Source organism: Paenibacillus sp. WC2504, from assembly GCF_052682475.1.
Window position 1 is genome coordinate 2,968,182 of record NZ_JBQZFH010000001.1, and the last position, 21,773, is coordinate 2,989,954.

At 47.8% G+C, this 21,773-nt stretch carries 20 protein-coding genes; 15 read left to right on the forward strand and 5 right to left on the reverse strand.

Annotated features, from left to right (window positions below; genetic code table 11):
* The first annotated feature begins 64 nt into the window (after positions 1-64).
* The 3 genes from ACUN27_RS12920 to ACUN27_RS12930 all read left to right on the forward strand — a co-directional run bounded on the left by ACUN27_RS12920 (position 65) and on the right by ACUN27_RS12930 (position 3,066).
* Positions 65-382 (forward strand): cupin domain-containing protein, encoded by a 318-nt coding sequence (locus ACUN27_RS12920; RefSeq protein ID WP_145657127.1) that lies wholly within the window; start codon positions 65-67, stop codon positions 380-382.
* Between the two features lie 75 nt (positions 383-457).
* A complete protein-coding gene (locus ACUN27_RS12925) occupies positions 458-2,302 on the forward strand; it encodes a sensor histidine kinase (protein ID WP_315952351.1) in 1,845 nt (614 codons plus the stop codon).
* Between the two features lie 5 nt (positions 2,303-2,307).
* Positions 2,308-3,066 carry a response regulator transcription factor gene (locus ACUN27_RS12930; protein ID WP_315952350.1) on the forward strand — a complete coding sequence of 253 codons (759 nt, stop codon included), beginning with the start codon at positions 2,308-2,310 and terminating at the stop codon, positions 3,064-3,066.
* 29 nt (positions 3,067-3,095) lie between these two features.
* Here ACUN27_RS12930 and ACUN27_RS12935 read toward each other — a convergent pair whose 3' ends face one another.
* The 4 genes from ACUN27_RS12935 to ACUN27_RS12950 form a co-directional block, all read right to left on the reverse strand.
* On the reverse strand, positions 3,096-4,157 hold the full coding sequence (locus ACUN27_RS12935; protein ID WP_315952349.1) for a TRAP transporter substrate-binding protein: 1,062 nt from the start codon (positions 4,155-4,157) through the stop codon (positions 3,096-3,098).
* A 32-nt stretch (positions 4,158-4,189) separates the two neighbouring features.
* Positions 4,190-5,482, reverse strand: a complete 1,293-nt coding sequence (locus tag ACUN27_RS12940; protein ID WP_445559014.1) for a TRAP transporter large permease — start codon at positions 5,480-5,482, stop codon at positions 4,190-4,192.
* Entirely contained in the window at positions 5,482-5,985 is a 504-nt protein-coding gene (locus ACUN27_RS12945; protein WP_127449977.1) for a TRAP transporter small permease, read from the reverse strand. The genes ACUN27_RS12940 and ACUN27_RS12945 overlap by 1 nt, the downstream gene beginning before the upstream one ends.
* A 1,253-nt stretch (positions 5,986-7,238) precedes the next feature.
* The gene (locus ACUN27_RS12950) at positions 7,239-7,856 is read right to left on the reverse strand and encodes a LysE/ArgO family amino acid transporter (RefSeq protein WP_445559015.1); all 618 of its coding nucleotides are present in this window, start codon (positions 7,854-7,856) and stop codon (positions 7,239-7,241) included.
* A 129-nt stretch (positions 7,857-7,985) separates the two neighbouring features.
* Here ACUN27_RS12950 and ACUN27_RS12955 point away from each other — a divergent pair, with 129 nt between their 5' ends.
* The 8 genes from ACUN27_RS12955 (at position 7,986) to ACUN27_RS12990 (ending at position 14,149) form a co-directional block, all read left to right on the forward strand.
* Positions 7,986-9,446, forward strand: a complete 1,461-nt coding sequence (locus ACUN27_RS12955; protein ID WP_445559016.1) for an aminotransferase-like domain-containing protein — start codon at positions 7,986-7,988, stop codon at positions 9,444-9,446.
* A gap of 7 nt (positions 9,447-9,453) precedes the next feature.
* Positions 9,454-9,684, forward strand: a complete 231-nt coding sequence (locus ACUN27_RS12960; RefSeq protein ID WP_315952343.1) for a DNA-directed RNA polymerase subunit alpha C-terminal domain-containing protein — start codon at positions 9,454-9,456, stop codon at positions 9,682-9,684.
* Positions 9,674-10,360, forward strand: coding sequence for a ribose-5-phosphate isomerase RpiA (rpiA, locus tag ACUN27_RS12965; RefSeq protein WP_315952768.1), 687 nt, complete (start codon positions 9,674-9,676; stop codon positions 10,358-10,360). The genes ACUN27_RS12960 and rpiA overlap by 11 nt, the downstream gene beginning before the upstream one ends.
* A 26-nt stretch (positions 10,361-10,386) precedes the next feature.
* Complete coding sequence (locus tag ACUN27_RS12970) at positions 10,387-11,112, forward strand: SDR family NAD(P)-dependent oxidoreductase (protein ID WP_445559017.1); 726 nt, start codon at positions 10,387-10,389, stop codon at positions 11,110-11,112.
* 20 nt (positions 11,113-11,132) lie between these two features.
* On the forward strand, positions 11,133-11,768 hold the full coding sequence (locus ACUN27_RS12975) for a ThuA domain-containing protein (protein WP_445559018.1): 636 nt from the start codon (positions 11,133-11,135) through the stop codon (positions 11,766-11,768).
* Between the two features lie 91 nt (positions 11,769-11,859).
* Entirely contained in the window at positions 11,860-12,333 is a 474-nt protein-coding gene (locus ACUN27_RS12980) for a DinB family protein (RefSeq protein ID WP_315952338.1), read from the forward strand.
* Between the two features lie 165 nt (positions 12,334-12,498).
* Complete coding sequence (locus tag ACUN27_RS12985) at positions 12,499-13,683, forward strand: MFS transporter (protein WP_445559019.1); 1,185 nt, start codon at positions 12,499-12,501, stop codon at positions 13,681-13,683.
* Between the two features lie 139 nt (positions 13,684-13,822).
* Positions 13,823-14,149: an L-rhamnose mutarotase gene (locus tag ACUN27_RS12990; protein ID WP_315952335.1), complete on the forward strand. Its 327-nt coding sequence runs from the start codon at positions 13,823-13,825 to the stop codon at positions 14,147-14,149.
* Between the two features lie 308 nt (positions 14,150-14,457).
* On the opposite strand, the gene ACUN27_RS12995 is transcribed toward ACUN27_RS12990, so the two are convergent.
* Positions 14,458-15,360: a LysR family transcriptional regulator gene (locus ACUN27_RS12995; RefSeq protein WP_315952333.1), complete on the reverse strand. Its 903-nt coding sequence runs from the start codon at positions 15,358-15,360 to the stop codon at positions 14,458-14,460.
* A gap of 202 nt (positions 15,361-15,562) precedes the next feature.
* Here ACUN27_RS12995 and ACUN27_RS13000 point away from each other — a divergent pair, with 202 nt between their 5' ends.
* The 4 genes from ACUN27_RS13000 to ACUN27_RS13015 all read left to right on the forward strand — a co-directional run bounded on the left by ACUN27_RS13000 (position 15,563) and on the right by ACUN27_RS13015 (position 21,730).
* Positions 15,563-16,045 carry a DinB family protein gene (locus ACUN27_RS13000; RefSeq protein WP_315952332.1) on the forward strand — a complete coding sequence of 161 codons (483 nt, stop codon included), beginning with the start codon at positions 15,563-15,565 and terminating at the stop codon, positions 16,043-16,045.
* A gap of 188 nt (positions 16,046-16,233) precedes the next feature.
* Positions 16,234-18,273 carry a beta-galactosidase gene (locus ACUN27_RS13005; protein WP_315952767.1) on the forward strand — a complete coding sequence of 680 codons (2,040 nt, stop codon included), beginning with the start codon at positions 16,234-16,236 and terminating at the stop codon, positions 18,271-18,273.
* Positions 18,274-18,401: 128 nt separating this feature from the next.
* Entirely contained in the window at positions 18,402-20,171 is a 1,770-nt protein-coding gene (locus ACUN27_RS13010) for a cache domain-containing sensor histidine kinase (RefSeq protein WP_445559020.1), read from the forward strand.
* A 5-nt stretch (positions 20,172-20,176) separates the two neighbouring features.
* Positions 20,177-21,730 (forward strand): response regulator transcription factor, encoded by a 1,554-nt coding sequence (locus ACUN27_RS13015; RefSeq protein ID WP_315952329.1) that lies wholly within the window; start codon positions 20,177-20,179, stop codon positions 21,728-21,730.
* Positions 21,731-21,773: the final 43 nt, after the last annotated feature.

Sequence of the window (21,773 nt, forward strand, 5' to 3'; positions counted from 1 at the left end):
AAGGGCCGCTTGCGGCCCTTTTTTATTTTTCTAGGATCGTTCAAATGGGAGAGGGGAAAGTTAGATGTCGAATATTGGCGTATGGGAACCGGCTGAGCCGGGCGTGAAACGCTGCATTTTGAAAGCTGAAGTCGGGCTAATGATGATGGAGGTTCACTTTGAGCCAGGAGCCGTAGGATATCAGCACAGCCACGTGCATGAACAAATGTCCTATTGCCTAAAAGGCAAAATTGAGTTTACGATAGATGGTGTTGTGACGGTCATCGAACAAGGGCAAACGGTTTACATACCTAGCGGGGCGCAGCATGGCGTAACAGCTTTGGAAGCATCTGCTTTGCTGGATGTATTTACACCGATTCGTGAAGATCTTGTGAAACGTTAACCAGTTGCTCTTGCAACTGGTTTTCTTTCTTAACGATATGAATGCGTTTACATCGATGTACGGGAGGAGGCATTTATGAGTAGAAAAAGCCGCCGGGCTTGGACGTGGTTTTATCGAAGTCTGTTCTTACGCGATCGACCGTTGACCGTCAAACTGCTTGTATATTCCGCTATGTTGGTCGTTATTCCGCTGGTTATCGTCGGGCTCATTTCGTATCAGAAGTCGTCGGAAGTGCTGCGCGAAGAAGCGAGTTTAAGCAACGAACAAATCATTGAGCAAGTGAAGCTGCACATCGAATATTACATTCGGGATTTCGAAATCGACTCTATACGGATGCAAAATCATCCCTCGATGCAGCAGTTTCTTCGTATGACGAGTGAGCAGGAAGTAAGGGATTCGGGCATTCGCGAGCCGATGATGCAGCTTCTGAAAGATACGGCCTACTCCCGCTCGGACATTTCCCGGATCATGCTTATTATGGAAAATCAAACGGTGCTCGATACGAGTATGGATAAAAATGTGACACCGGCCCTGCAGCTAATCGAGGAGCCATGGTTTGCCAGTGTGCCGTCCAACAGCGACATTATGCTGATTATCCGTCCGCCTTCGGAGCGCTATGAGCTGGAGGATGTGCCGGTCCTCTCCATTGTAAAGCGGTTGGTCAGTCCCAATACATTGGAACCCGTGGCCACGCTCATTATGGAAGTAAATTTTAAACGCATTCAAGAAATTGCCGAACGTGTTACGATTGGCAGGACAGGATATTTATCCATTCTAGACCCGAACGGTCGGTATATTTATTCCCCGGAGTATGCGGATATTGGCCATTTGGCGGCGTGGGATCAGCTGGATTATATTTTGCAGCAGGAGAGCGGCTCCTATCAGGCGTTAACCGGCGATAAGCCTTTTTATACGTTTAGCCGGTCGACTTATTTGAATTGGCGTCTGGTAACGACCATCCCTGAACACGAGTTGACGCACGGAACACAATATATCCGGCAAACCATTTGGTGGACGGTAGCTGCGACACTTGTCATCGCTTATTTAATCGGGATCGGCTTCGCGACAAGCATCGTTCGGCCGGTTCGGGCTCTGCAATATTTTATGAAACGGGTAAAAGAAGGAGATTTTCAAGCTCGGGTGGACATCGAATCGAAGGATGAGATTGGGCAGCTGACGAATGATTTTAATAAAATGGTGGAAAAGCTGCAAATCTTGCTCGACGAGATTTATTACTCCCAGCTGCGGGAAAAGGATCTTCAGCTTCGCCAGAAGGAAACCGAGCTTAAGGTGCTCCAATCCCAAGTTAATCCTCACTTTCTTATGAATGCTTTGGAGACGGTGCGGGGGATGGCGCTGGAAAAAGATATGACCGACATTTCGGTGCTAGTTGCCTCCTTGGCGAGGCTGCTGCGCTACAATTTGAATCATGCGGGTGCAACGAGCTCTGTGCAGCAGGAAATTCACATTTGTGAGATGTATTTACGGATACAGCAGTACCGTTTTGAAGAGAAGCTTAGTTACGAGTTTCAAATCCCGCATTGGGCGGAAAATCAGTTGATTGCGAAGTTTGCGCTGCAGCCCTTAGTGGAAAATTGCGTGATCCACGGCATCGAGACGAGCGACCGTCAGGTTCATATTACTATTTCCGCTAAAAAGCTGGATGAGCAGCAATTCGTCATCGAGATCCAAGATACCGGGATGGGGATTCCGGCAGAAAGGCTGCGTGCTTTACAGCTCGATTTGCTGCAAAAGGACATGGTGGCAGCCGTTTCACAAATAGGAATCGTGAATGTGCATCGGCGCATTGCCTATTTATTCGGAGAAGCTTACGGATTAGAGCTGGAAAGCCGTGCAGGCACAGGAACGACTGTTAGCTTGAAATTGCCGATTGGACTTGGGCTGCGGGAAGGGGCGTAGGGACTATGTATAAAATCATTCTCGCCGACGATGAAAAATGGGTTCGGGTTGTGCTGCGCAAGGCTGTGGAACAAACGAAGCTTCCCGTTACGATTGTGCAGGAATGCGCCAACGGCCTTGAAGCTTTGGATGCGGTGCAGAAGCATGCGGCGGATCTGGTTATTTCGGATGTGAAAATGCCGATTATGGACGGCATCGGTTTGGCTGAGCAGATGGCGGCGATGACAGCCAATCTGGTACTTGTGAGCGGTTATGACGATTTTCAATTCGCTCAGAAAGCGATTCGCTATGGCGTCAAAGATTACTTGCTGAAGCCGGTGGAAACGGAGGCGATGGCGGATTGTTTGGAGCGATGGATACAAAGCAGAGCGATGTTAAAAGAGGCGGAGGGAAGCATGAACGGTTCGCTCGAAACCGCCGAAATGTCAGTCATCGAGCAAGTACAGCAGTTTGTAGCTGCTAATTTAGCGAAGGATATTACGTTAACCGATGCGGCAGCTTTGGTTCATCTGAATCCCAGCTACTTAAGTCAGTTGTTTAAGCAGCAAACGGGCGGCAAGTTTGTTGACTATGTCATCCTCATGAGAATGGAAGAGGCGAAGCGGCTGCTTATCAAAACCGCTCTGCGCGTATCTGAAATCGCCGAAAGGCTGGGGTATGGAGATATAGCCTATTTTAGCAATACGTTTAAAAAGCTGACGGGGAGCACTCCACTGGAATATCGGAAAAGTGGAGGGAAGCTGCAAGAGCCAAAAGGAACCTGAGCTGATCTCAGGTTCCTTTTGGTTTTTCATTACTTTCTCGCCTTTTCAATAGCTTCCAACGTTTCTTTGTACTCTGCGCGGTACTTCTCGATAACTGGTTTTACTGCGTCCTGCCATGGCTTGAGGTCAGAGACATCGGTGATCGTGACCCCAGCCGCTTTGACTTTGGCCTCGGAGTCTTTTTCGAATTTATCCCATTCGGCTTTTTGTGTCTTGACGGATTCGAGGGCTGCTTTTTTGATCAGCGCCTTATCGTCATTGCTCAGTTTATCCCAAGCTACTTTGGAGATTAAAAGCACTTCCGGCACACGTTGATGTTGGTCAAGAATGAGATTTTTCGCCTGTTGAAAATGATTGGACGAGAAGTAGCTCGGATAGTTGTTTTCTGCTGCATCGATAACACCTGTTTGCAGGGCGTTGAACACATCTCCGTACGGCATAGGTGTTGCATTCGCTCCGAGTGCATTCATGAGATCGATGTTCACTTTGTTTTGAATCACGCGAATTTTAAGTCCTTTCAGATCCGCAATACTTTTAATCGGCTTCTTGGAGTAGAAGTGACGCGCTCCTGAGCTGTAGTAAGCAAGACCTTTCATACGCGAGGATTCCAAACTGTCCAGCAGCTTTGTGCCTTGTTCACTCTCAAGAAACTTCCATTGGTGATTGTCATTGTCGAAAATATAAGGCAAACTGAACACTTCATATTGTTTGTTGAAGCCGCCAAGCGCTCCGGTGCTGACGCGGGTGAACTCAATCGCACCCAATTGCACCTGTTCGATAACGGCTTTCTCTTCACCGAGCTGGGAAGCTGGGAAGACGTCGATTTTGATGCGGCCATCGGAGGCTTGATTTACGAGTTCGGCGAATTTTTTATCGCCAAGTGTTGTCGGATAGTCGGCGGGATGTGTTTCAGCCAAACGAAAAGTCAGCTTAGGACCGTCAGCTTTCTTGATTGCTGCAGGGCTGGCTGCTCCAGGTGCCGCTGTCGAGCTGCTGGTTGTCGGAGTGCTTCCCCCGCCGCAAGCGACTAGTAATAGACTTGCACCGAGCATCGTGCTAAGTGCGGTTATATATGATTTTTTCATTTTCATAGTGGTGAGCCCCTTTTTCAAAATTTAGTTGGTCATTTCATAAGATTTGGCAGCCACATCACAAGGCCCGGGATATAAGTCAGAATCATGAGAACGACGCACATGACATAGAAGAAGGGCATCATGGCTTTGGTGCCTTCCGAAATGGAGATATTGCCGATGGCGGAGCCGACGAATAAAACGGTTCCAACAGGAGGCGTCAGCAATCCGATGCCTAAGTTTAACATCATAATGATGCCGAAGTGAACAGGGTCCATCCCAAGCGCGGTGACGACAGGCAGCAGAATCGGCGTCATGATCAGGATGAGCGGAGCCATATCCATAGGTGCGCCAAGCAATAGCAGCAACACGTTGATGATCAGCAGAATGATAATGGGACTGTCGGTAATGCCAAGCATCCAATCCGTCAGCATGCCGGGAACTTTGAGGAAGGCGAGCACATAACTGAAGGTAGCGGAAGCGGCAATAAGGAAAAGCACCATCGCGACAGTTCGGAACGTGCGTTTCAGGATGACCCACATGCGGCTGATCGGAATATCCCGGTATACGAGAAAGGTGAGGATAAAAGCGTACAAACACGCAAGCGCGCCGCTTTCTGTAGCCGTGAACCAGCCGGTGAAAATACCGCCAAGAATGATGACCGCTGTTAAAAGTGAAAGCAGACCGTCGCGCACAATTTTGGGAATGTCCCGCAGGGGAACGGCTTCGCTTTTGGTATAGCCGCGTTTAATGGCAATGAAATAGCTTGTAATCATAAGCGATACGCATAGAATCAAGCCGGGAACGATGCCCGCGAGAAAAAGCGAAGCAATCGAGATCCCTCCTCCAGCTGCCAAAGAATACAGCACGAGATTGTGGCTTGGCGGAACGACGACGCCTTGAATGGCGGCGGAAACGGTGACACCTACGGCATAGTCGGTGTCGTAGCCTTTTTTCTTCATCATGGGAATCATGACGGAGCCGATCGAGGAAACATCCGCAATGGCAGAGCCGGAAATGTTCCCGAAGAACATGCAGGCAACGCAGTTGACCATGGCCAGGCCCCCGCGAATACCACCTACGAGAACTTGAGCCAGATTGATGAGGCGCAAGGCCATCTGGCCTTCGCTCATAATTTGGCCGGCCAGGATGAAGAACGGGATGGTCAGAAGCGAATAGGAATTCATCCCTTGAATCATCGTCTGGCCAACGGTAGCCAGCGGCACTTTCAAATAAAGCAGAGTAAGCAGCGATGAACCGGCTAAAGCTAGCGAGATCGGAAAGCGCAGGATGATCAGACCAACGAAGACGATGCAAAGAATAAGTATGGCAATGGTCGGATCCATTAATGGTTGCCTCCTTCTTGAAGATTGACATGTCGCTTCGTCTCGATCCCGAACAACTGCAGCAGCGCATAAGCACAGGTCATAACGCCCGTGATCGGCATGATGACATAGAGTGTGCTGTTCGGCAGGCCTGTGGCCGGCAGTTCGGATTCATTCATCATGACGGTGAAATCCCAGCCATAGAACACCAGATAGATTCCGAAAGCGAGGATGACTAACTCGATCACTTTATCCAGTGCTTTGTTGATGGATGCTGGAAGCTTATGCGTGAAGGAATCAATGCCGAGATGAAGCTTTTCTCGAAAGCCAATTGCAATGCCCATGAAGGAGAACCAAATGAGCAGCAGCATGGTCACTTCTTCGGACCAGAAGAATACGAAATCGAACAGCTTGCGCGTCATCACCTGGACAGTCACGATGATAATCATGCTGAGCAAGCCGATCAGTGCGGCTGATTCGATGAAAGTATCGATGCCAAGCGCTATTTTGCGAAGTAACCGCATCGTCAAGCGACCTCCCTTCTTTTATTTTTGTAAGTGCTTTCATTTGGGTTGACTTAAGTATAGCGTTCCGGCGTTTGGGCTGGTACGCCATTGCTTTTAGGTTTTTTTGTAGTTTTTTTAGGAGATTAGGTAAGGGGTGTGGAAAGAACGGAGGGGAGGAGTTATGGAGTGGTGTGAGGAGTGTGGGGGTGGAGGAGAGATAAGGTGGAGTGGGGAGTGAGAAGTGTAGCGAGAAGCGGGTTGAGGAGTAGAGTGAGTAGAGCCGTAGTGGAGCAGAGTAAGGAGGGGAATGCGTAGAGAAGTGATAGGGGTGTTGAAGAGTAGAGTGAATAGAGCCGAAGTGGAGCAGAGTATGGTAATGAGTAGAGTAGCTAAAAGAGTGTTGAGGAGTAGAGTGAATAGAGTCGTAGTGGCGCAGAGTGAGTAGAGTCGTAGTGGCGCAGTATGAAGAGGGGAATGAGTAGAGTAGAGTAGAGTAGAGTAGAGTAGAGTAGTGAGGAGGTGAGGTGGTCAAGCAGCGGAATTTAGGCAGCGGTCCTTGGTGCCGCACTGTACTATATTGTAGTTTGTACAACCAAATGGGAGTCTTTGTGGCTTTTTACTCCTCTATGTTGTAGTTTATACAACCATTTCGCGTGAAATGGGCACTCCTTTGTCATTTAGGGTTCAAATGATTGTATTTTGTGCAATGAAGATGAGATTGCAGCGAAAAAAGCGTCTTTATGTTGTATAAAATACAACGAGGAGTGGGCTTTAACGTGTTCATCGGGGCGGAGGTGAAGCTGCACTGTTTTTTGAAGTAGACGCACGGCTCATTACTCATTCGTTAAAATTCATTCAGCTACTGACCTTTACTCCTACTCTTATGCGCCCCCACACGCCTACTGACCTTTACTCCTACACCTCTGCGCTCCTGCACTCCTACTCACCTTTACTCCTACACTCTTACTTCCAACTCTCCTACTCTCATAAACCCTAACTACTCCATCTCCCCTCATAATCTCATTGGACAAATTCCAATGAAAGCAACCTCTAACAGCGTAAATCCTACTCTACATTGGACGTATTCCAATGAGAGGGCTGATTTCAGCGCTATTTGAGGTGAATTTCACGAGCTATATTGGATTTCATCCACTCAATCACCACATTATGTGGTGAAAATGCAGTGTTCGTTGGATTTCATCCAGCGAACTGCTGATTCCATCAGCATCCGGCAACTAAAGTGCGCTCATATCATCTTTTTGCCCCGCATCTCACACGAACTGCAACCCCATATACACGGCGACGCCCCATATCATACAAGCCGACACTTTATTTAATCTCGCAATAAAACGCCCGCTTGTATCATGTTTACCAATGAGCCGCCCTGCAAATGCTAATCCAAAAAACCACAGCCAAGATACGCACACGATGCTGATCATGAACACCCATTTTTCCCCGCCGGCATAGTTCAATGAATTTGTGCCAATAACACCAATCGTATCTAAAATAGCGTGAGGATTCAGTAAGGAGACGGAAGCCGCAAATAGAATTTGCTTTTTCGGCTGGCGCACCTCCTCCGCTTGCTGGGTAGAAGAAGCACTACTCGGCTTACTGCGCCAAAGCACCCAGCCCATGTAGAGCAGGAAGACAAAGCCAACTCCATACAATGCCGCTTGCAGCCACGAAAAGGTTAGCACGATAAGGGAAACCCCGAATACCGCTGCGAGAATAAGGATGGTATCACAGAGGGAAGCTGTGAGAATAACGGGCAATGCCCCAAGGAAAGTGCGCTGGCTGGCGCCTTGATTAAACACAAATACATTTTGCACCCCAACCGGTAAAATAAGTCCAAAGCCCAAAACAACCGCATGTAAGATCGTTTGAAACAAAATCATCACTCCAATCTAGCTGTCGAATTCTTACTTAGTATAGAGGGATTTTGCTATTTGTCTCCGTCCAAATGGATGGCACTGACCCCAACCAAATGATATAGTGGAGCTGTAAGGAAGGAGGAAACGATGGATTGGCGACCTGATTTATCATCTGAAACTCCGTTATATCAACAGATTAAAGAGTTTATTATCCATAAAATATCGCTGGGTGAATGGGCGGTTGGGACCAAAATTCCATCGCAGCGGGCTTTGGCTGAGCATTTTGGCGTGAACCGCAGCACGGTTGTCACGGCGATCAGCGATTTGATTGCTGATGGGTTATTGGAGGGCAACACCAAAGGCGGAACAAGAGTTATTAATAACTCTTGGAATCTGTTAACAGCTTCTCCTCCCCCTGACTGGAGCTCTTATGTACAAGCTGGAGCACACTATCCCAACCAGCCGACGATCCAACACATCAATCGGGCGGAATTTCAAGAAGGTATCATTCGGCTTGGAACAGGGGAGCTTTCGCCAGATTTGCTGCCATCGGAGCGGATGAAGGAGATTTTCGCCGAAAGCTCGACGAATTCGTTCCTCTTAGGATATGAAGAACCGAAGGGAAATCTGTATTTGCGCAAACAGCTGGCAACTTACCTGCAAGGCATTGGCGTCAATACTTCGCCATCGAATATTCTGATCGTCTCTGGCGCTCTTCAAGCTCTACAGCTCATTTCAATCGGGCTGCTGCCGCGAGGTTCTTCGATTCTTTTAGAAAAGCCGTCCTACTTGTATTCTGTCCATGTTTTTCAGTCAAACCATATTAAGCTTGTAGGGTTGCCTATGGATGAGGATGGCCTGCTTACGAACCAGATTGGACGTTACAAAAAGGGGTATAACGCTTCGCTGCTCTACACAATTCCTACTTTTCAAAATCCAACCGGTATTTTGATGCCCGAGGGGAGGCGCCAGTCGCTGATGAATGCTTGCGCGGATGAAGGTCTCCCGATTATTGAGGATGACGCGTATAGGGAGCTTTGGTTTGATGAACCGCCTCCTTTACCTCTTAAAGCGAGGGACCCGCATGCACTAGTCCTGTATCTCGGGACGCTGTCTAAGACGTTAAGTCCAGGCCTTCGCATTGGTTGGGTGGTAGCTCCTGAACCTGTTATCGAACGATTAGCGGATATCAAAATGCAGAATGACTACGGTTCGAGCTCTGTCTCCCAATGGGCTGCAGCGGAGTGGCTTGGAAGAGGGTTGTATCAGGAGCATCTTGTTTCAATTCGAGTGCAGCTGAAGTCAAGAAGAGATAGAACAGTGGAGCTGCTCCAAACTTTTTTCACGGGGATCGCCACTTGGTCTGTGCCAAAGGGAGGTTTCTACATTTGGATGCAGCTAACAGTTGATGTTCCGATGCAAATCCTATTCGAGCGAGCTTTCAAAGAGGGTGTTTTGTTAAATCCGGGTTCGATTTATAATCGACATACAGGTAACTATTTACGCATCTCGTACGCCTATGCCAAGCTGCATGAGCTGGAATGGGGACTTGAGCGAGTAGCAATTTTAATTCGAGATTTGGTTGGGAAAAAAAGATTGGAAAGGTGAGCGAGGTATGTCAACGAATGACACGCGGATGAATAAGGAAGACGAGCAATCAGATCTGCCTAAGCTTTCAAATCCTGCCCTTCGTGCACTCGCAGGTGCCGGATATCACCGGCTTGAACAGCTTAGCAAAACAACCGAGAAAGAGATCATGAAGCTGCATGGCATGGGACCCAAGTCGCTGGACCCTCTTCGCCGTGCACTTGCCGAGAAGGGACTGACATTTGCAGATGAATCTTGAAAGTAGTAATCCCAAGCGAACTGCCGCCGAAAAAGCAGTGGAGTATATTCAGGATGGTATGACAGTAGGCTTAGGCACAGGCTCCACAGCCTATTGGGCAATTCAACAAATTGGAAAGCGAGTTCTGAGCGGGCTGCAAATAAAGGCAGTAGCAACTTCCGTACAATCTGAGAACTTGGCTAAAGAGCTTGGCATTCCATTGATTCCTTTTTCTGAAGTAGAGGAAATAGATGTAACGATTGATGGCGCTGACGAAGTAGACGGTGCGTGGAATCTGGTCAAAGGCGGAGGCGGTGCGCTGCTCCGTGAGAAAATCATCGCTTCATCCAGCAAACAACTTATTATTGTTGTTGATGAAAGCAAGGTTGTCGACCAGTTGGGGAAATTCCACTTGCCGGTTGAAGTTGTGAAGTTTGCTTATGAGCTTACACGCAACAAGCTTAGCGCGCTGGGATGCGAACCAAAGCTGAGAATGATGGATCAGCAGCCTTTTACGACGGATAATGGCAATTACATTCTGGATTGTGATTTTAAGCAGATTACAAGACCAAGTGAATGCCATGATGCCATCAATCATATTCCGGGTGTCGTCGATAATGGATTATTCATTAAGATGGCTGCAAGAGTTATCGTTGGTTATCAAGACGGATCTGTGAAAGAGCTGAAGCTTGTCTAATACCTAGGAATGGTGGGAGCTAGGAGATGTTGTCGAACAAGGCAGTTTGTGTAACCGGAACGGACAGAGGGATTGGACTTGCAATTACGGAAGCTTTATTGCATCAAGGATACACCGTCTATGCTGGCGGCATTATGGGCAATAACGAGGAGCTAACCAAGCTCGGGGCTCAATTTCCTGATCAGCTGCATGTTTTCAAATTGGATGTGGGCTCTGACGAAAGTGTCAAGGAAGCAGCTCGTTATATCAAAAGTAGGTCCAATCAATTGGAGTTTTTGATCAACAATGCCGCCATCCTCGGCGATACGGTGAAGACGATCGAAGATGACCTTGATTTCGAAGAGATTCAGCGAGTGTATAATGTGTCAGCGCTTGGCGCTATTCGCATGGCGAATAGCTTACTTGAGCCGATCATGAATGGCGGCAAGCTGATTGTTAACATATCCTCCGAAGCGGGCAGCATTGCGAACAGCCATCGGGATGCGTGGTTCGGGTACTGTATGGCCAAGTCGGCTCTGAACATGGGCTCCACGGTCATTCATAACAAAATTCGCAAAGAAGGCGGGCGTGTCCTGCTGATTCACCCAGGCTGGGTCAAATCATTTATGAGCGGCGAATGGAATCCGGCTGGCACCTATACATCGGAAGAAGCCGCCGCGAATATTTTGAATCGGATTGAAGAGCACAAGGACAAGCTTACGGCACTACCGCTTTATATCGAAGCCGACAGCGGAAAAGAGCTGCCATGGTAAATGGGGGAGGAGAAGGACCTATGAGCGAGATAAAAGTCATGCTGATCGGTGATAACACGGATGCTCCTTGGCATCCACTGGAGCCTGCCAGACAGCAGCTTGCGGCTATTCTTGGCGACGAGTTTGCGCTAACCGCTACGGAAGACTATCAAGTCTTCTCGGAATTGGACCACAACCAGTTTCCACTGTGCATTTCCTACACGGATTGTTGGAAGCGAGACCTGACGCCGCATCAAACCGCGGGATTGCTGCGATATGTCGCAGGAGGAGGCAGTCTGCTAGTCATCCATAATGGTATTTCTCTCCAGCGCAGCTACGAGCTGCTGCAGATGATCGGCGCCAAGTTTACGGGACATCCTCCTTATCAGCCTCTAGCTTATTATAGGTCAGCAGCCGAGCATCCTTTACTGGAAGGTGTCGAGAACTTCAATTTGGACGAAGAGCCGTACTTGTTCGAATTTGATCCTTTTACGAAAAAAACGGTATTTATGGAGTTTGAATTTGAAGGGAGACGGTATCCCGCGGCATGGGAGCACGCTTATGGTTTAGGGAAGGTTGTGTACTTGCAGCCTGGACATCATGCTCCTTCTTTCCAACCCGAAGCCTATCGACGTCTCGTGCTTAACAGCGCGCGTTGGTTAAGCAGTCATGTATAGATTAAGCCGCTATACTCGTTTTTTCCATATACTCCCTAATGGGGATGTGTGCTACAATAGGCCAAAAGAGTCGCTAAAGGAGTGAGGATTTTTGGAACATTTCTTATTCAGGCAGTTGGCATTCGTTAGAAATCAAGTCCTTCAAGCAGTTGAAGGGATTTCGGAAGAAACGGCGGACCAGATTCCGAATGGATTCCGCAATTCAATCCGGTGGCAGTTGGGACACATTTATGTCGTCATGGAAAGGTACGCTTTTCAATACATGGGGCTTCCTCAACAACTACCGGAGGGGTTCAAGGAGCAATTTGAATACAAAACTTCCCCATTAACTACGCCGGCAGACATTGTCGTTCCGACCCTCTCAGAGCTGAAAATGCTGCTAAAAAGACAGATTGAGAGAATACAGAGTGAACTGGGAGACCGACTGCAAGACAACGTGACGCCTTATACAACTTCCGCAGGGATGAAGCTCGAATCCTTAGAGCAGTTCCTCAGCTTTAATTTATATCATGAAGGCATGCATTTTAGTGTCATAAAAATTTACAAGGTATTATTATCCCAATAAATGAACCATTGAAATGAGATTTTGACGAATGGAGGAGATCCTCAAGTGATGAGGTTCAACAAGTTCGCAAGGCCTCCCTGCTAAGACGTAACGTTTCGTTGTTCACGAGCACCCCCGATCCGGTTGAGTCTATGTACCCAATCAGATTTCGGAGAGGAGCTCCATATGAGCAACATAAGGAACATACGCATACTGTTTGCGCTTCGCTTTTTTTCAAGTCTCATCCCGGCTTATGTCATCGAGAGATTGTACTGGGAGGAGCGGGGCATGTCCATTCAGATGGTCGTATATACGGAAATTATTTTTGCACTGACCATCGTGCTGCTAGAAGTTCCGACAGGTGTAATAGCGGACAAATGGGGCAGGAAAAAAATGCTCGTTCTAAGCGCCCTGCTGGGCTGTTGCGAGTTTCTGATTCTGGTCGTTGCGACAGAGTTCTGGCATTTCGCGCTCGTCGTTTTCTTGGCAGGCATCTCTCGTTCGGCAAGCAGCGGATCGGAGAATGCTTTGTTGTATGACACGTTAATGCAGCAGGGGAAAGTATCCCATTTCGAAAAGCTGCTAGGACAATTGAACGCCTGTGATTTGCTCTCGGCTATCCTTGCGGCACTCTGCGGTAGCTTGCTCGCTGGTAAATTCGGTCTTGAACTGAACTACTGGTTATCGCTTGTCAGTTCAGGTATTGCCCTGATGCTAGCGTTCCTGTTGATCGAGCCGCTGAGGTGTGCAGACGGCATGGATGCTGAGGAAGCTATTCCTTTTAAAACGTATGTCACGGCATCGTTGCGATTTTTCAGAAAAAATTCCAATGTCTCGCTGGTTATGCTTTCCGGTATGGTCACTGGTGCTTCGATGAGCTATGTTGAGGAATTTTGGCAGTTGTATGCGAGCCGGTTAGGGACGCTTGTCTATTTTTTCGGGGTACTGTCTTCGGTTATCATGCTTTTGCAGCTGCCTGGCAATCTGCTGGCCTATGCGCTTTTGCGGCGAATCAGTTACAAGAGGCTGATTGTCTTTATTACGGCGATCATCACGATCGGATTCCTCTGTGTTTCTATTCGCCATGATGACATCGGATTGGCAGCCATGCTCCTCATCTGCCTGTTCTCTGGCGTCATGCAGCCGCTTGCCTCCGGTTATTTGCATTACCGCATAGATTCGAACATGAGGGCAACCATCGATTCCTTTCAGTCGTTGGGGGAGAATGTGCTGAGCACGTTCGCAGGTCTTGGTTTTGGCTATTTCGCAGCGCGCTATGATGTATTTGGCGGATATGGGTTTATTGCTCTGCTTTGTTTTGCTTCTTTTGTTTGGTTTGTTTGTGCGTCTCGTCGCATAAAACAAATGTAAAAGCGAAAAAACGGAAGTCCTTGTGACTTCTTTTTTTTGTTTATTTTTATTTTGAGGGGGATGAGCATTGACGGGACAGACTTAGCGCTGTAAAGTAAAAGTAATCGGTTATCCAATAAATGGGGAGAGGGTGTAACGCATGACCACTAGCGGGAAGTTCGCATGGACATGGACGATTCGGGAGGAAGATCTGGAGGAATACGTCCGAATGCATTTGGCGCCTTGGCCAGAAATTATGGAAGAACACAGCAAAGCAGGAATCAGGGATTACTCGATCTTCCAAAATGGCAATCAATTCTTCTATTGCTTTTTATGTGATGACTTGGAAGCCGCTTTTGCCTACTTGGCTGAGAGTGAGGCTTGCAATCGATGGAACGCGATTACGAGCAAAATGGTCGTAGGCTCCTTCGACTTCCGTGAAGCCGTACCGATTCAACCGATGCGCGAAGTTTTCTATTTAGAATAGTACATAAATTGCGAAAAGGCTGTCCCAGAAGTCATGAAAATGGCGGAGGGATAGCCTTTTTTACGGACCCAGCAGCCGTTATTTTGCCAAATCCAGCGGATTTGAAGTGCTAACGGACTGAGGCAGCGTTATTGTTTTAGGCAAGTTCACGGCAAATAGCGGCTCTGGAGTCCGTTAGACACTAAAATTCTCTTAAAAGCAGCGAATAGAGTCATCTCAGTCCGTTAGCTGTCAGATACTTCTCGCAAGAGGTAAGCCGGTGGAGGACCGCGCACTCACCTATGCAGCAGGCGTCTTCCCTTATCACACTAAGAAGTTTTCGCTTGTTGAATGGCGGCTTCGACGTAGGCTCTAAGTGTTTTTATAAAAGTACGCATCGCATATCCGACATACCTATCGCTGCGGTAGATGAGACAAATGTCCTGGGAAGGAGTGGGCTGCCGCAGGCTAACAACCTTTATCTCTTTGTTTGGAAGGGTATCGAGCAGCAGGCGTGGCAGCACGCAGGCGCCAATTCCGCTCTGCACCATTTGGAGGAGGGAGGATAACGTTGTAGTCACCATATGCGGCTGCAGAGTAAACCCTTTCTCCATGCAGAAGAGGTCAATTAGCTTACGGCATTGATGGTCGGGAGGAAACATGACCATTTTTAAGTCATTCAGCTTGCTCAGTGGGATGAAATTCTCATCGGCAAGGGGATCATTCCTACTTACAGCCAGCGAAAATTCTTCGTGAAATAGAGGGATGGCGGTGAGCCTCTCATCGCTGACAGGTCCGATTGTGACGCCAACATCGATGCTTCGATCCAGCACTTGTTCCGTAACTCTCGTGGTTTCCAAAAGTGAGAGCGTAATAGTGGGATAGGACTGATGGAAGCTCAGCAACAAGGCATTAAACATGAGGTCCGCATCACCGGGCAAGACACCGATGGATAACGATCCTCCCTGCATTTGCTTCAGATCGGCAATGGCATCGCTCGCTTGCTTCAGATGCCCGAACACGGCTGCACCATGTTCTTGCAGAATGGCTCCTGCTTCTGTGAGGACGATTGTTTTGCCTACTCGATCGAAAAGGAGAACGCCTAGTTCTTCTTCTAATCTTCTAATCTGTTGGCTGATATTGGGAGCGCTCACTCCCATTTTATCGGCGGCTCTCGTGAAATGAAGTTCTTCACAAATCGCCATAAAATACTGCAGCTGCTTTAATTCCATAGCTCACACTCGCTTTCAAATGCATGGCTGATAATTGAAGGCATTTTCAATCTTTATTGTTGCTTCATCTTGTTTTTATGTCAATGCATGATCATTAACTTATACTTAACGTTCCGGTAATTTGCACTGCATTGATGGTACCTTCCATGGAACCTATACTAAAAGCATACCAAATGCTTCTCATCCAAAGGAGGAAATTCAAATGTCAGAAACCATTATCGGCACGGCAAAAACAGTACGTCAGGTGGTACTTCACAAGGTGCAGAGCATCCCGGAGGAACTATTTGATGTTCAAGCAGATTCCTACAATAACACGATACGTTGGAACGTTGGCCACATGATTTATTGGATGGATGCTTATATGAAGATTGGGTTCGCGAAGGATTCGATGATTCCCGAAAGCTATGCCACATACTTCAACTCCGGAACATCGCCGGCAAGCTGGACCCACATTCCACCATCAAAAGAAGAACTCATCGTGCAGTTATCCGCCCAATTAAACCAAATTAGCGAGTTATCCCCAGAGAGTCTGGAGGCAACATTCGAAAGTCCATTGCCATTTGGGCCGCTCACATTTTATAAAGTAGGAGAGCTGCTCAATTTCGGAGTTGTCCATGAAGGGATGCATCTTGCAACCTGCGATTGCTTACTTAAAGTGATTCAAAGTAAAAGCGTGCAAGCATGAACAACATAAGCCGGGGCATGGTTAAGCCATGCTTCGGCTTTTCTAAATGAAAATGAGGTTGCACTAGTAAGCGATGTCATGGATACTTATGGTATGAAATCGACACTTCGATCAACGCCAAAAATATCCAAGAGGTGAACAACTTGCCATACAAATTTCCGCCTGTTAGTCCTAAGCTTCCTGTTTTCATGCATGGCGCCGATTATAATCCCGATCAATGGCAGCATGATCCACAGGTGCTTGAAGAAGATATTCGTCTGATGAAGCTTGCTAAATGCAATGTAATGGCTGTCGGCATTTTTGGTTGGTCTGCACTTGAACCGGAAGAAGGGGTGTTTACCTTCGAATGGTTGGACCGCGTGCTGGATACCTTTGCCGAAAACGGCATCTACGCCTGGTTGGCTACTCCGAGCGGGGCAAGACCGGCATGGATGGCGGAGAAGTATCCGGAAGTGCTGCGCGTCGGCGCTAATCGTGTGCGTAATCTCTTCGGGGCACGCCATAACCATTGCTACACATCCCCCGTCTATCGTGAGAAAGTAACGGAGATGAATCGAAGATTGGCTGAACGCTATTCTCAGCATCCAGCCGTTGTAGGTTGGCATATCTCCAATGAATATAGCGATGACTGTCATTGCCATTATTGCCAAGAGGCATTTCGTGGATGGCTGCAAAGCAAATATGGAACACTTGATGCGCTGAACCAGGCATGGTGGACAAGCTTCTGGAGCCACACGTATACAAGCTGGTCGCAAATCGAATCCCCGGCTCCACACGGCGAGAAACTTGTGCATGCCATGAATCTGGATTGGAAGCGCTTCGTGACAGACCAGACCGTTGACTTCTGCCGTCATGAGATCGCTCCACTGAAAGCCATCAACGCAGAACTTCCGGTGACAGCCAATCTCATGGACGCATACGAAGGATTAAACTACTGGAAGTTCACGGATGTGCTGGACGTGATCTCATGGGATGCCTATCCAACTTGGCATCATGCCAAGGATCAAAGCAGCTTAGCTGCGTGGTTTTCACTCAATCATGACATGTTCCGCTCCCTGCGAGGCGGACAACCGTTTCTGCTGATGGAGAGCACACCGAGCACTACGAATTGGCAGCCCGTTTCCAAGCTGAAGAGGCCGGGCATGCATCTGCTATCCTCTTTGCAGGCTGTCGCACACGGTTCGGATTCAGTTCAATATTTCCAGTGGCGCAAAAGCCGGGGCGCGAGCGAGAAGCTTCATGGCGCCGTTGTCGATCATGTCGGTCATGAACATACGCGAGTATTCCGTGATGTTGCAGAGCTAGGAGGCCATCTTGAGCAGCTGACGGACATTTTGGGTACGACAGTGCCGGCGGAAACAGCCGTCATTTTCGACTGGGAGAACCGTTGGGCGGTGAAAGATTCGCAAGGTCCACGCAACATGGGAATCAACTATGAGCAGACGGTTCTAAGTCATTATCAAGCTTTCTGGGATCAAGGCATCCCGGTTGATGTCATTGATATGACAGGGGATTTTAGCAAATATAAGCTCGTTGTCGCTCCAATGCTTTATATGGTTCGTCCAGGGGTCGGAGAGCGGATTGAGCAATTCGTTGCTGGTGGAGGCACTTTCGTAGCCACCTACTGGTCGGGCATCGTCGATGAGAACGATTTGTGCTTCCTTGGTGGATTCCCGGGGCCGCTTCGTCAAACGCTTGGCATCTGGTCGGAAGAGATCGACGGGCTTTACGATCAGGATGAAAATCAAATCATCTGCACAGAGGGGAACTCGCTTGAACTAACAGGGGCTTTTAAGGTTCGTGAGCTGTGCGAGTTGATCCACTTGGAAGGGGCTCAGGCCCTTGCTGTTTATGGTGAAGATTTCTATGCAGGCAGGCCAGCCCTGACGGTTAATCGGTTTGGACAAGGGAAAGCTTACTACATAGCAGCTCGTGCGGAGCAATCGTTCCAGAATAGTTTCTATAAGCAGATTATAAAAGAGGCCCATATCAAGCCAGCTTTACAAACGGAACTGCCTCACCAGGTGACAGCACAAATCCGTACAGATGGGAAGCATGATTTCATTTTCCTGATGAATTTCAGCGACCAAGATCAGACGGTTTTGCTCGATGAACAAACTTATTCCGATATGTTTAATTCCGATGAGACAACGGGTTCAGGCCCAGTCAATTCAAGCTTAGTGCTTCAACCATACGGGGTGCGAGTTCTGAAGCGAAGCAGGTCGTAGGACGGTAAAAGGGGTGTTGGGAGTTAATTCCAGCATCCTTTTTTTATGAAGTTAAAGGGAATGGCGCTCTCCACCGCGAAGAATCAGTGCTACAAGACCTTACACAGAAAGAAAAGTGGTGACTTTACATGAAAACGGGCTTCCGCCTCTGGTTCGATGAAATTCGGAATATGCGGATTAAAGCGAAGCTGTTTCTGCTTATTACCATTACAATGGCTGTCAGCTCCAGCATTTCACTGGTAGGCTTACAGATCGCTTTTTCGATGTATGATCAGCAAATTTACGAGAAATCGTCGCAAGTTCTGAATCTTTCTTCCACATTGATTGAGAATGAGTTGAACAAAGTGGAGCGGCTGACGTTCAGCATCATGTCGGATGAGCAAATTCAGCAGCACTTGATTGTGATGAATTCGAATGAATCGGATTATATCCGCATCCAATCCCGCGCCAAGCTTGTAGACAGGCTGGTCCAGTACATTAACTCGGAGACGTATATTTCAGCCGCGGATATTACCGACGTGATGGGAAACAGCTACTCCAGCGGAAATTTGACAACGCTTTCTCCCGAGCGGAAAGCTCTGATCCAAGAAACATCGGATCGCGGAGCGGGCAGCTTGGGCTGGGTAAATCCGGATGAGCAGGATTACAGCCTTATTGCAACGAGGCAAATCCGATCCTCCGACAATTTGGAGCTGAAGAAGCTTGGCAGCCTGGTGCTGCATGTCAATTTGGACAAGATGGTGAATCAATATGCGAGAGAAGCTGTGACCCGCGACGGCGAGCTCATTATTGTCTCCAAAGGGACTTTAGTATATCCGAGGTCTGTGAGCATGAAGTCATTGATTAGCGAAAACAGCCCGGTAGGAGCTTCCGCGAGGGGATTTCGCATTATTGAACAGGATGGCGAGAAATATTTTGTGTCGCACATCCATTCCGATTATTTGGGCTGGACCTATTACAATACACTGCCGTTCCAAACCATTTTTTATAATCTGACTCTGATGAAAAATTGGATGATCGCCGCATTCCTTATTTCTTTTTTTCTGCTGGTTGGATTCGGGATGGCGGTTGCGCGAAGCGTCACTCGTCCTATTGAAGGCTTAATAAGCAATATGCGGGGGCTGCAAATCGGCGATCTGGAAAATTCGGAGCTTCCGCCGATTGCCCCGATTTCGCAGCAGATGGATGAAGTGGGACTGCTTCAGCGGACGTACCGCATGATGATTGTGCGGATACAGGAATTGATCAAAGAGAATTACACGAAGCAGCTCATTATCAAAGAGACGGAGTTTCGCTCGTTACAAGCGCAGATCAATCCGCATTTTCTGTATAACACGTTGGAGTCGATCAACTGGATTTCCAAGATGAATGGGCAGCAGCAAGTTTCACGAATGGTGGAATCGCTGGGTTATCTGCTTCGTTCGTCGATTAGTTTAAAGCAGGATATGATTCCGATTGAAGACGAACTGAAGCTTGTGCAGCATTATATTACGATTCAAAAGGTCCGTTTCGAGGAGCGTTTGGATTTCCGGCTCGACGTTCCGGAAGCTTTGCGAGGTCATTGCATTCCGAAATTGACATTGCAGCCTTTGCTCGAAAATGCGATTAAGTATGCAGTCGAGGTCATGCTGGAACCTTGTATCATCCACATTTGGGGGCGGGAGGAAGGCGATTCTGTTTTTCTAATCGTTGAAGATAATGGCCCGGGTATTGATGAGGCTTATTTAGAAAAAATCCTGACAGGGGAGCGCCAATCCAAAGGCACAGGTATCGGCCTGAAAAATATTGACGAACGGATCAAGCTGTCGTTTGGCGAAGAATTCGGTATTCAAGTAGAGAATCGCACGGATGGCGGCGCACGTATTACCATTCGAATTCCGATGACGAAAAGAGGGTAACGACGATGTACAAAGTGTTATTGGTTGATGATGAACGGATGATTCTGGAAGGGATTTCATCCATTGTGGATTGGCAATCGGTCGATACCGAGCTCATAGGAACCGCCCGTAACGGGATTGAAGCTTACGCCTTTGTCTGTGAACACGAGCCGGATATTGTCATCAGTGATATTCGGATGCCTGGCATGGACGGCTTGCAGTTAGTCGCTAAAGTCAAAGAAACACATCCCCATACGCGCTTCATTATGCTTTCGGGTTTTGATGAATTCGAATATGCGCAAATTGCGATGCAGCATGGCGTCAAACACTACTTGTTGAAACCATGCAACGAAAACAGCATTTTGAAAGCGCTTAGTGAAATAGCTGCCGAGTACAAACAGGAGGAGAGCAAAGAAGGCTTCATTCAGTCGATGAAAGCCAATTTGCAGAAAGTACTTCCGCATGTCAAAGAGCAATTCCTGAAGGAATTCGTGACGAATAAATCGTATGGCAGCCGCGACTGGGAATATTATCAGGATTTATTCGGACTGCATGTCAGCGGAAGGAAAGTTCGATTATTGTTATTCCGGCTCGAAGACAAGTTCGAATACGAGCATTTATTTGCCGTGAAAAATATTGCCGAAGATATTCTCGATGAACCGCTTCTAAGCTCTACCATTGCGGAGCAAATTTTGGTCATGATCGAGGATCAGGACGATATGGCGCGGCTGCAGGAGCAAATTGAAGAAATCCGGCGCATTTTCATGCTGTATTACAAAATCGATACTACCGCCGCTTTAAGCGAGTCTGGGGAAATCGGGGAAGCCAGAAAACTTTATCTGCAAGCGATAGATTGCTTGAGCCATCGTTTTTATCTAGCTGAAGGCGGCCTTATCACGATGCGCGACATTTTGGGTTCTGCGCAGCCGAGTAAAGCCCAGTTCGTTTTTGATGAAGATCGCATTCTATTTCCGATCCGCGCAGGAAATTGGGAAGAAGCTGAAGCTAGTATTGAAGCGTTTCAAGAGCTTCTTGTGAACTCCCGATTGGACATTCAGACGACAAAATCGTATGTCATTCAAAGCTTTATTTCCATGACAAGGTTATGTGCAGAACCGCAAATGCACCAGTATATGGGGCTTATTGGCCATATCTCGCAGTTGGAAACACTGCAGGCAAGCATCCAGCTGCTAAAGCAAACCGCTTCAGAAATTACTCACGCCATTTTTGAACAGAACAGAAATAAGCATTCCCAGGTCATTCAGAAAGTGATCGATATTGTGAATGCCGAGCTCTCGAACGCCGAGCTGTCACTCAACTGGGTAGCGCACAAAATGCTGTATATGAACCCCGATTATTTGGGCAAATTGTTCAAAAAAGAGACGGGTGAGCGCTTCTCTAACTACGTTGTCACGGTGAGAATCCGGAAAGCGATGGAAATGATCAAAATGAATGATGATGTCAAAATGTTCGAGTTAGCGGAACAATTGGGCTTCGGCGATAATCCGCAGTATTTTTCACAGGTGTTCAAGAAGATTGCCGGCTGCGCGCCTTCCGAATATAAAAAGCTGACGACGTAGGCCCGTATTCACTGTTTTTTGAACATTTAACGCGGTAAATTAG

What these genes read in the sequence shown, in the direction of transcription:
- ACUN27_RS12955 (WP_445559016.1), top strand. Translation starts at nt 7,986, where the DNA reads ATGGATTGGCGACCTGATTTATCATCTGAAACTCCGTTATATCAACAG.
- ACUN27_RS12990 (WP_315952335.1), top strand. Translation starts at nt 13,823, where the DNA reads ATGACCACTAGCGGGAAGTTCGCATGGACATGGACGATTCGGGAGGAA.
- ACUN27_RS12970 (WP_445559017.1), top strand. Translation starts at nt 10,387, where the DNA reads ATGTTGTCGAACAAGGCAGTTTGTGTAACCGGAACGGACAGAGGGATT.
- ACUN27_RS12935 (WP_315952349.1), bottom strand. Translation starts at nt 4,157, where the DNA reads ATGAAAATGAAAAAATCATATATAACCGCACTTAGCACGATGCTCGGT.
- ACUN27_RS12925 (WP_315952351.1), top strand. Translation starts at nt 458, where the DNA reads ATGAGTAGAAAAAGCCGCCGGGCTTGGACGTGGTTTTATCGAAGTCTG.
- ACUN27_RS12975 (WP_445559018.1), top strand. Translation starts at nt 11,133, where the DNA reads ATGAGCGAGATAAAAGTCATGCTGATCGGTGATAACACGGATGCTCCT.
- ACUN27_RS12995 (WP_315952333.1), bottom strand. Translation starts at nt 15,360, where the DNA reads ATGGAATTAAAGCAGCTGCAGTATTTTATGGCGATTTGTGAAGAACTT.
- ACUN27_RS12920 (WP_145657127.1), top strand. Translation starts at nt 65, where the DNA reads ATGTCGAATATTGGCGTATGGGAACCGGCTGAGCCGGGCGTGAAACGC.
- ACUN27_RS13015 (WP_315952329.1), top strand. Translation starts at nt 20,177, where the DNA reads ATGTACAAAGTGTTATTGGTTGATGATGAACGGATGATTCTGGAAGGG.
- ACUN27_RS12930 (WP_315952350.1), top strand. Translation starts at nt 2,308, where the DNA reads ATGTATAAAATCATTCTCGCCGACGATGAAAAATGGGTTCGGGTTGTG.
- ACUN27_RS12940 (WP_445559014.1), bottom strand. Translation starts at nt 5,482, where the DNA reads ATGGATCCGACCATTGCCATACTTATTCTTTGCATCGTCTTCGTTGGT.
- ACUN27_RS12945 (WP_127449977.1), bottom strand. Translation starts at nt 5,985, where the DNA reads ATGCGGTTACTTCGCAAAATAGCGCTTGGCATCGATACTTTCATCGAA.
- ACUN27_RS13005 (WP_315952767.1), top strand. Translation starts at nt 16,234, where the DNA reads ATGCATGGCGCCGATTATAATCCCGATCAATGGCAGCATGATCCACAG.
- ACUN27_RS12960 (WP_315952343.1), top strand. Translation starts at nt 9,454, where the DNA reads ATGTCAACGAATGACACGCGGATGAATAAGGAAGACGAGCAATCAGAT.
- ACUN27_RS13000 (WP_315952332.1), top strand. Translation starts at nt 15,563, where the DNA reads ATGTCAGAAACCATTATCGGCACGGCAAAAACAGTACGTCAGGTGGTA.
- ACUN27_RS12985 (WP_445559019.1), top strand. Translation starts at nt 12,499, where the DNA reads ATGAGCAACATAAGGAACATACGCATACTGTTTGCGCTTCGCTTTTTT.
- ACUN27_RS13010 (WP_445559020.1), top strand. Translation starts at nt 18,402, where the DNA reads ATGAAAACGGGCTTCCGCCTCTGGTTCGATGAAATTCGGAATATGCGG.
- rpiA (WP_315952768.1), top strand. Translation starts at nt 9,674, where the DNA reads ATGAATCTTGAAAGTAGTAATCCCAAGCGAACTGCCGCCGAAAAAGCA.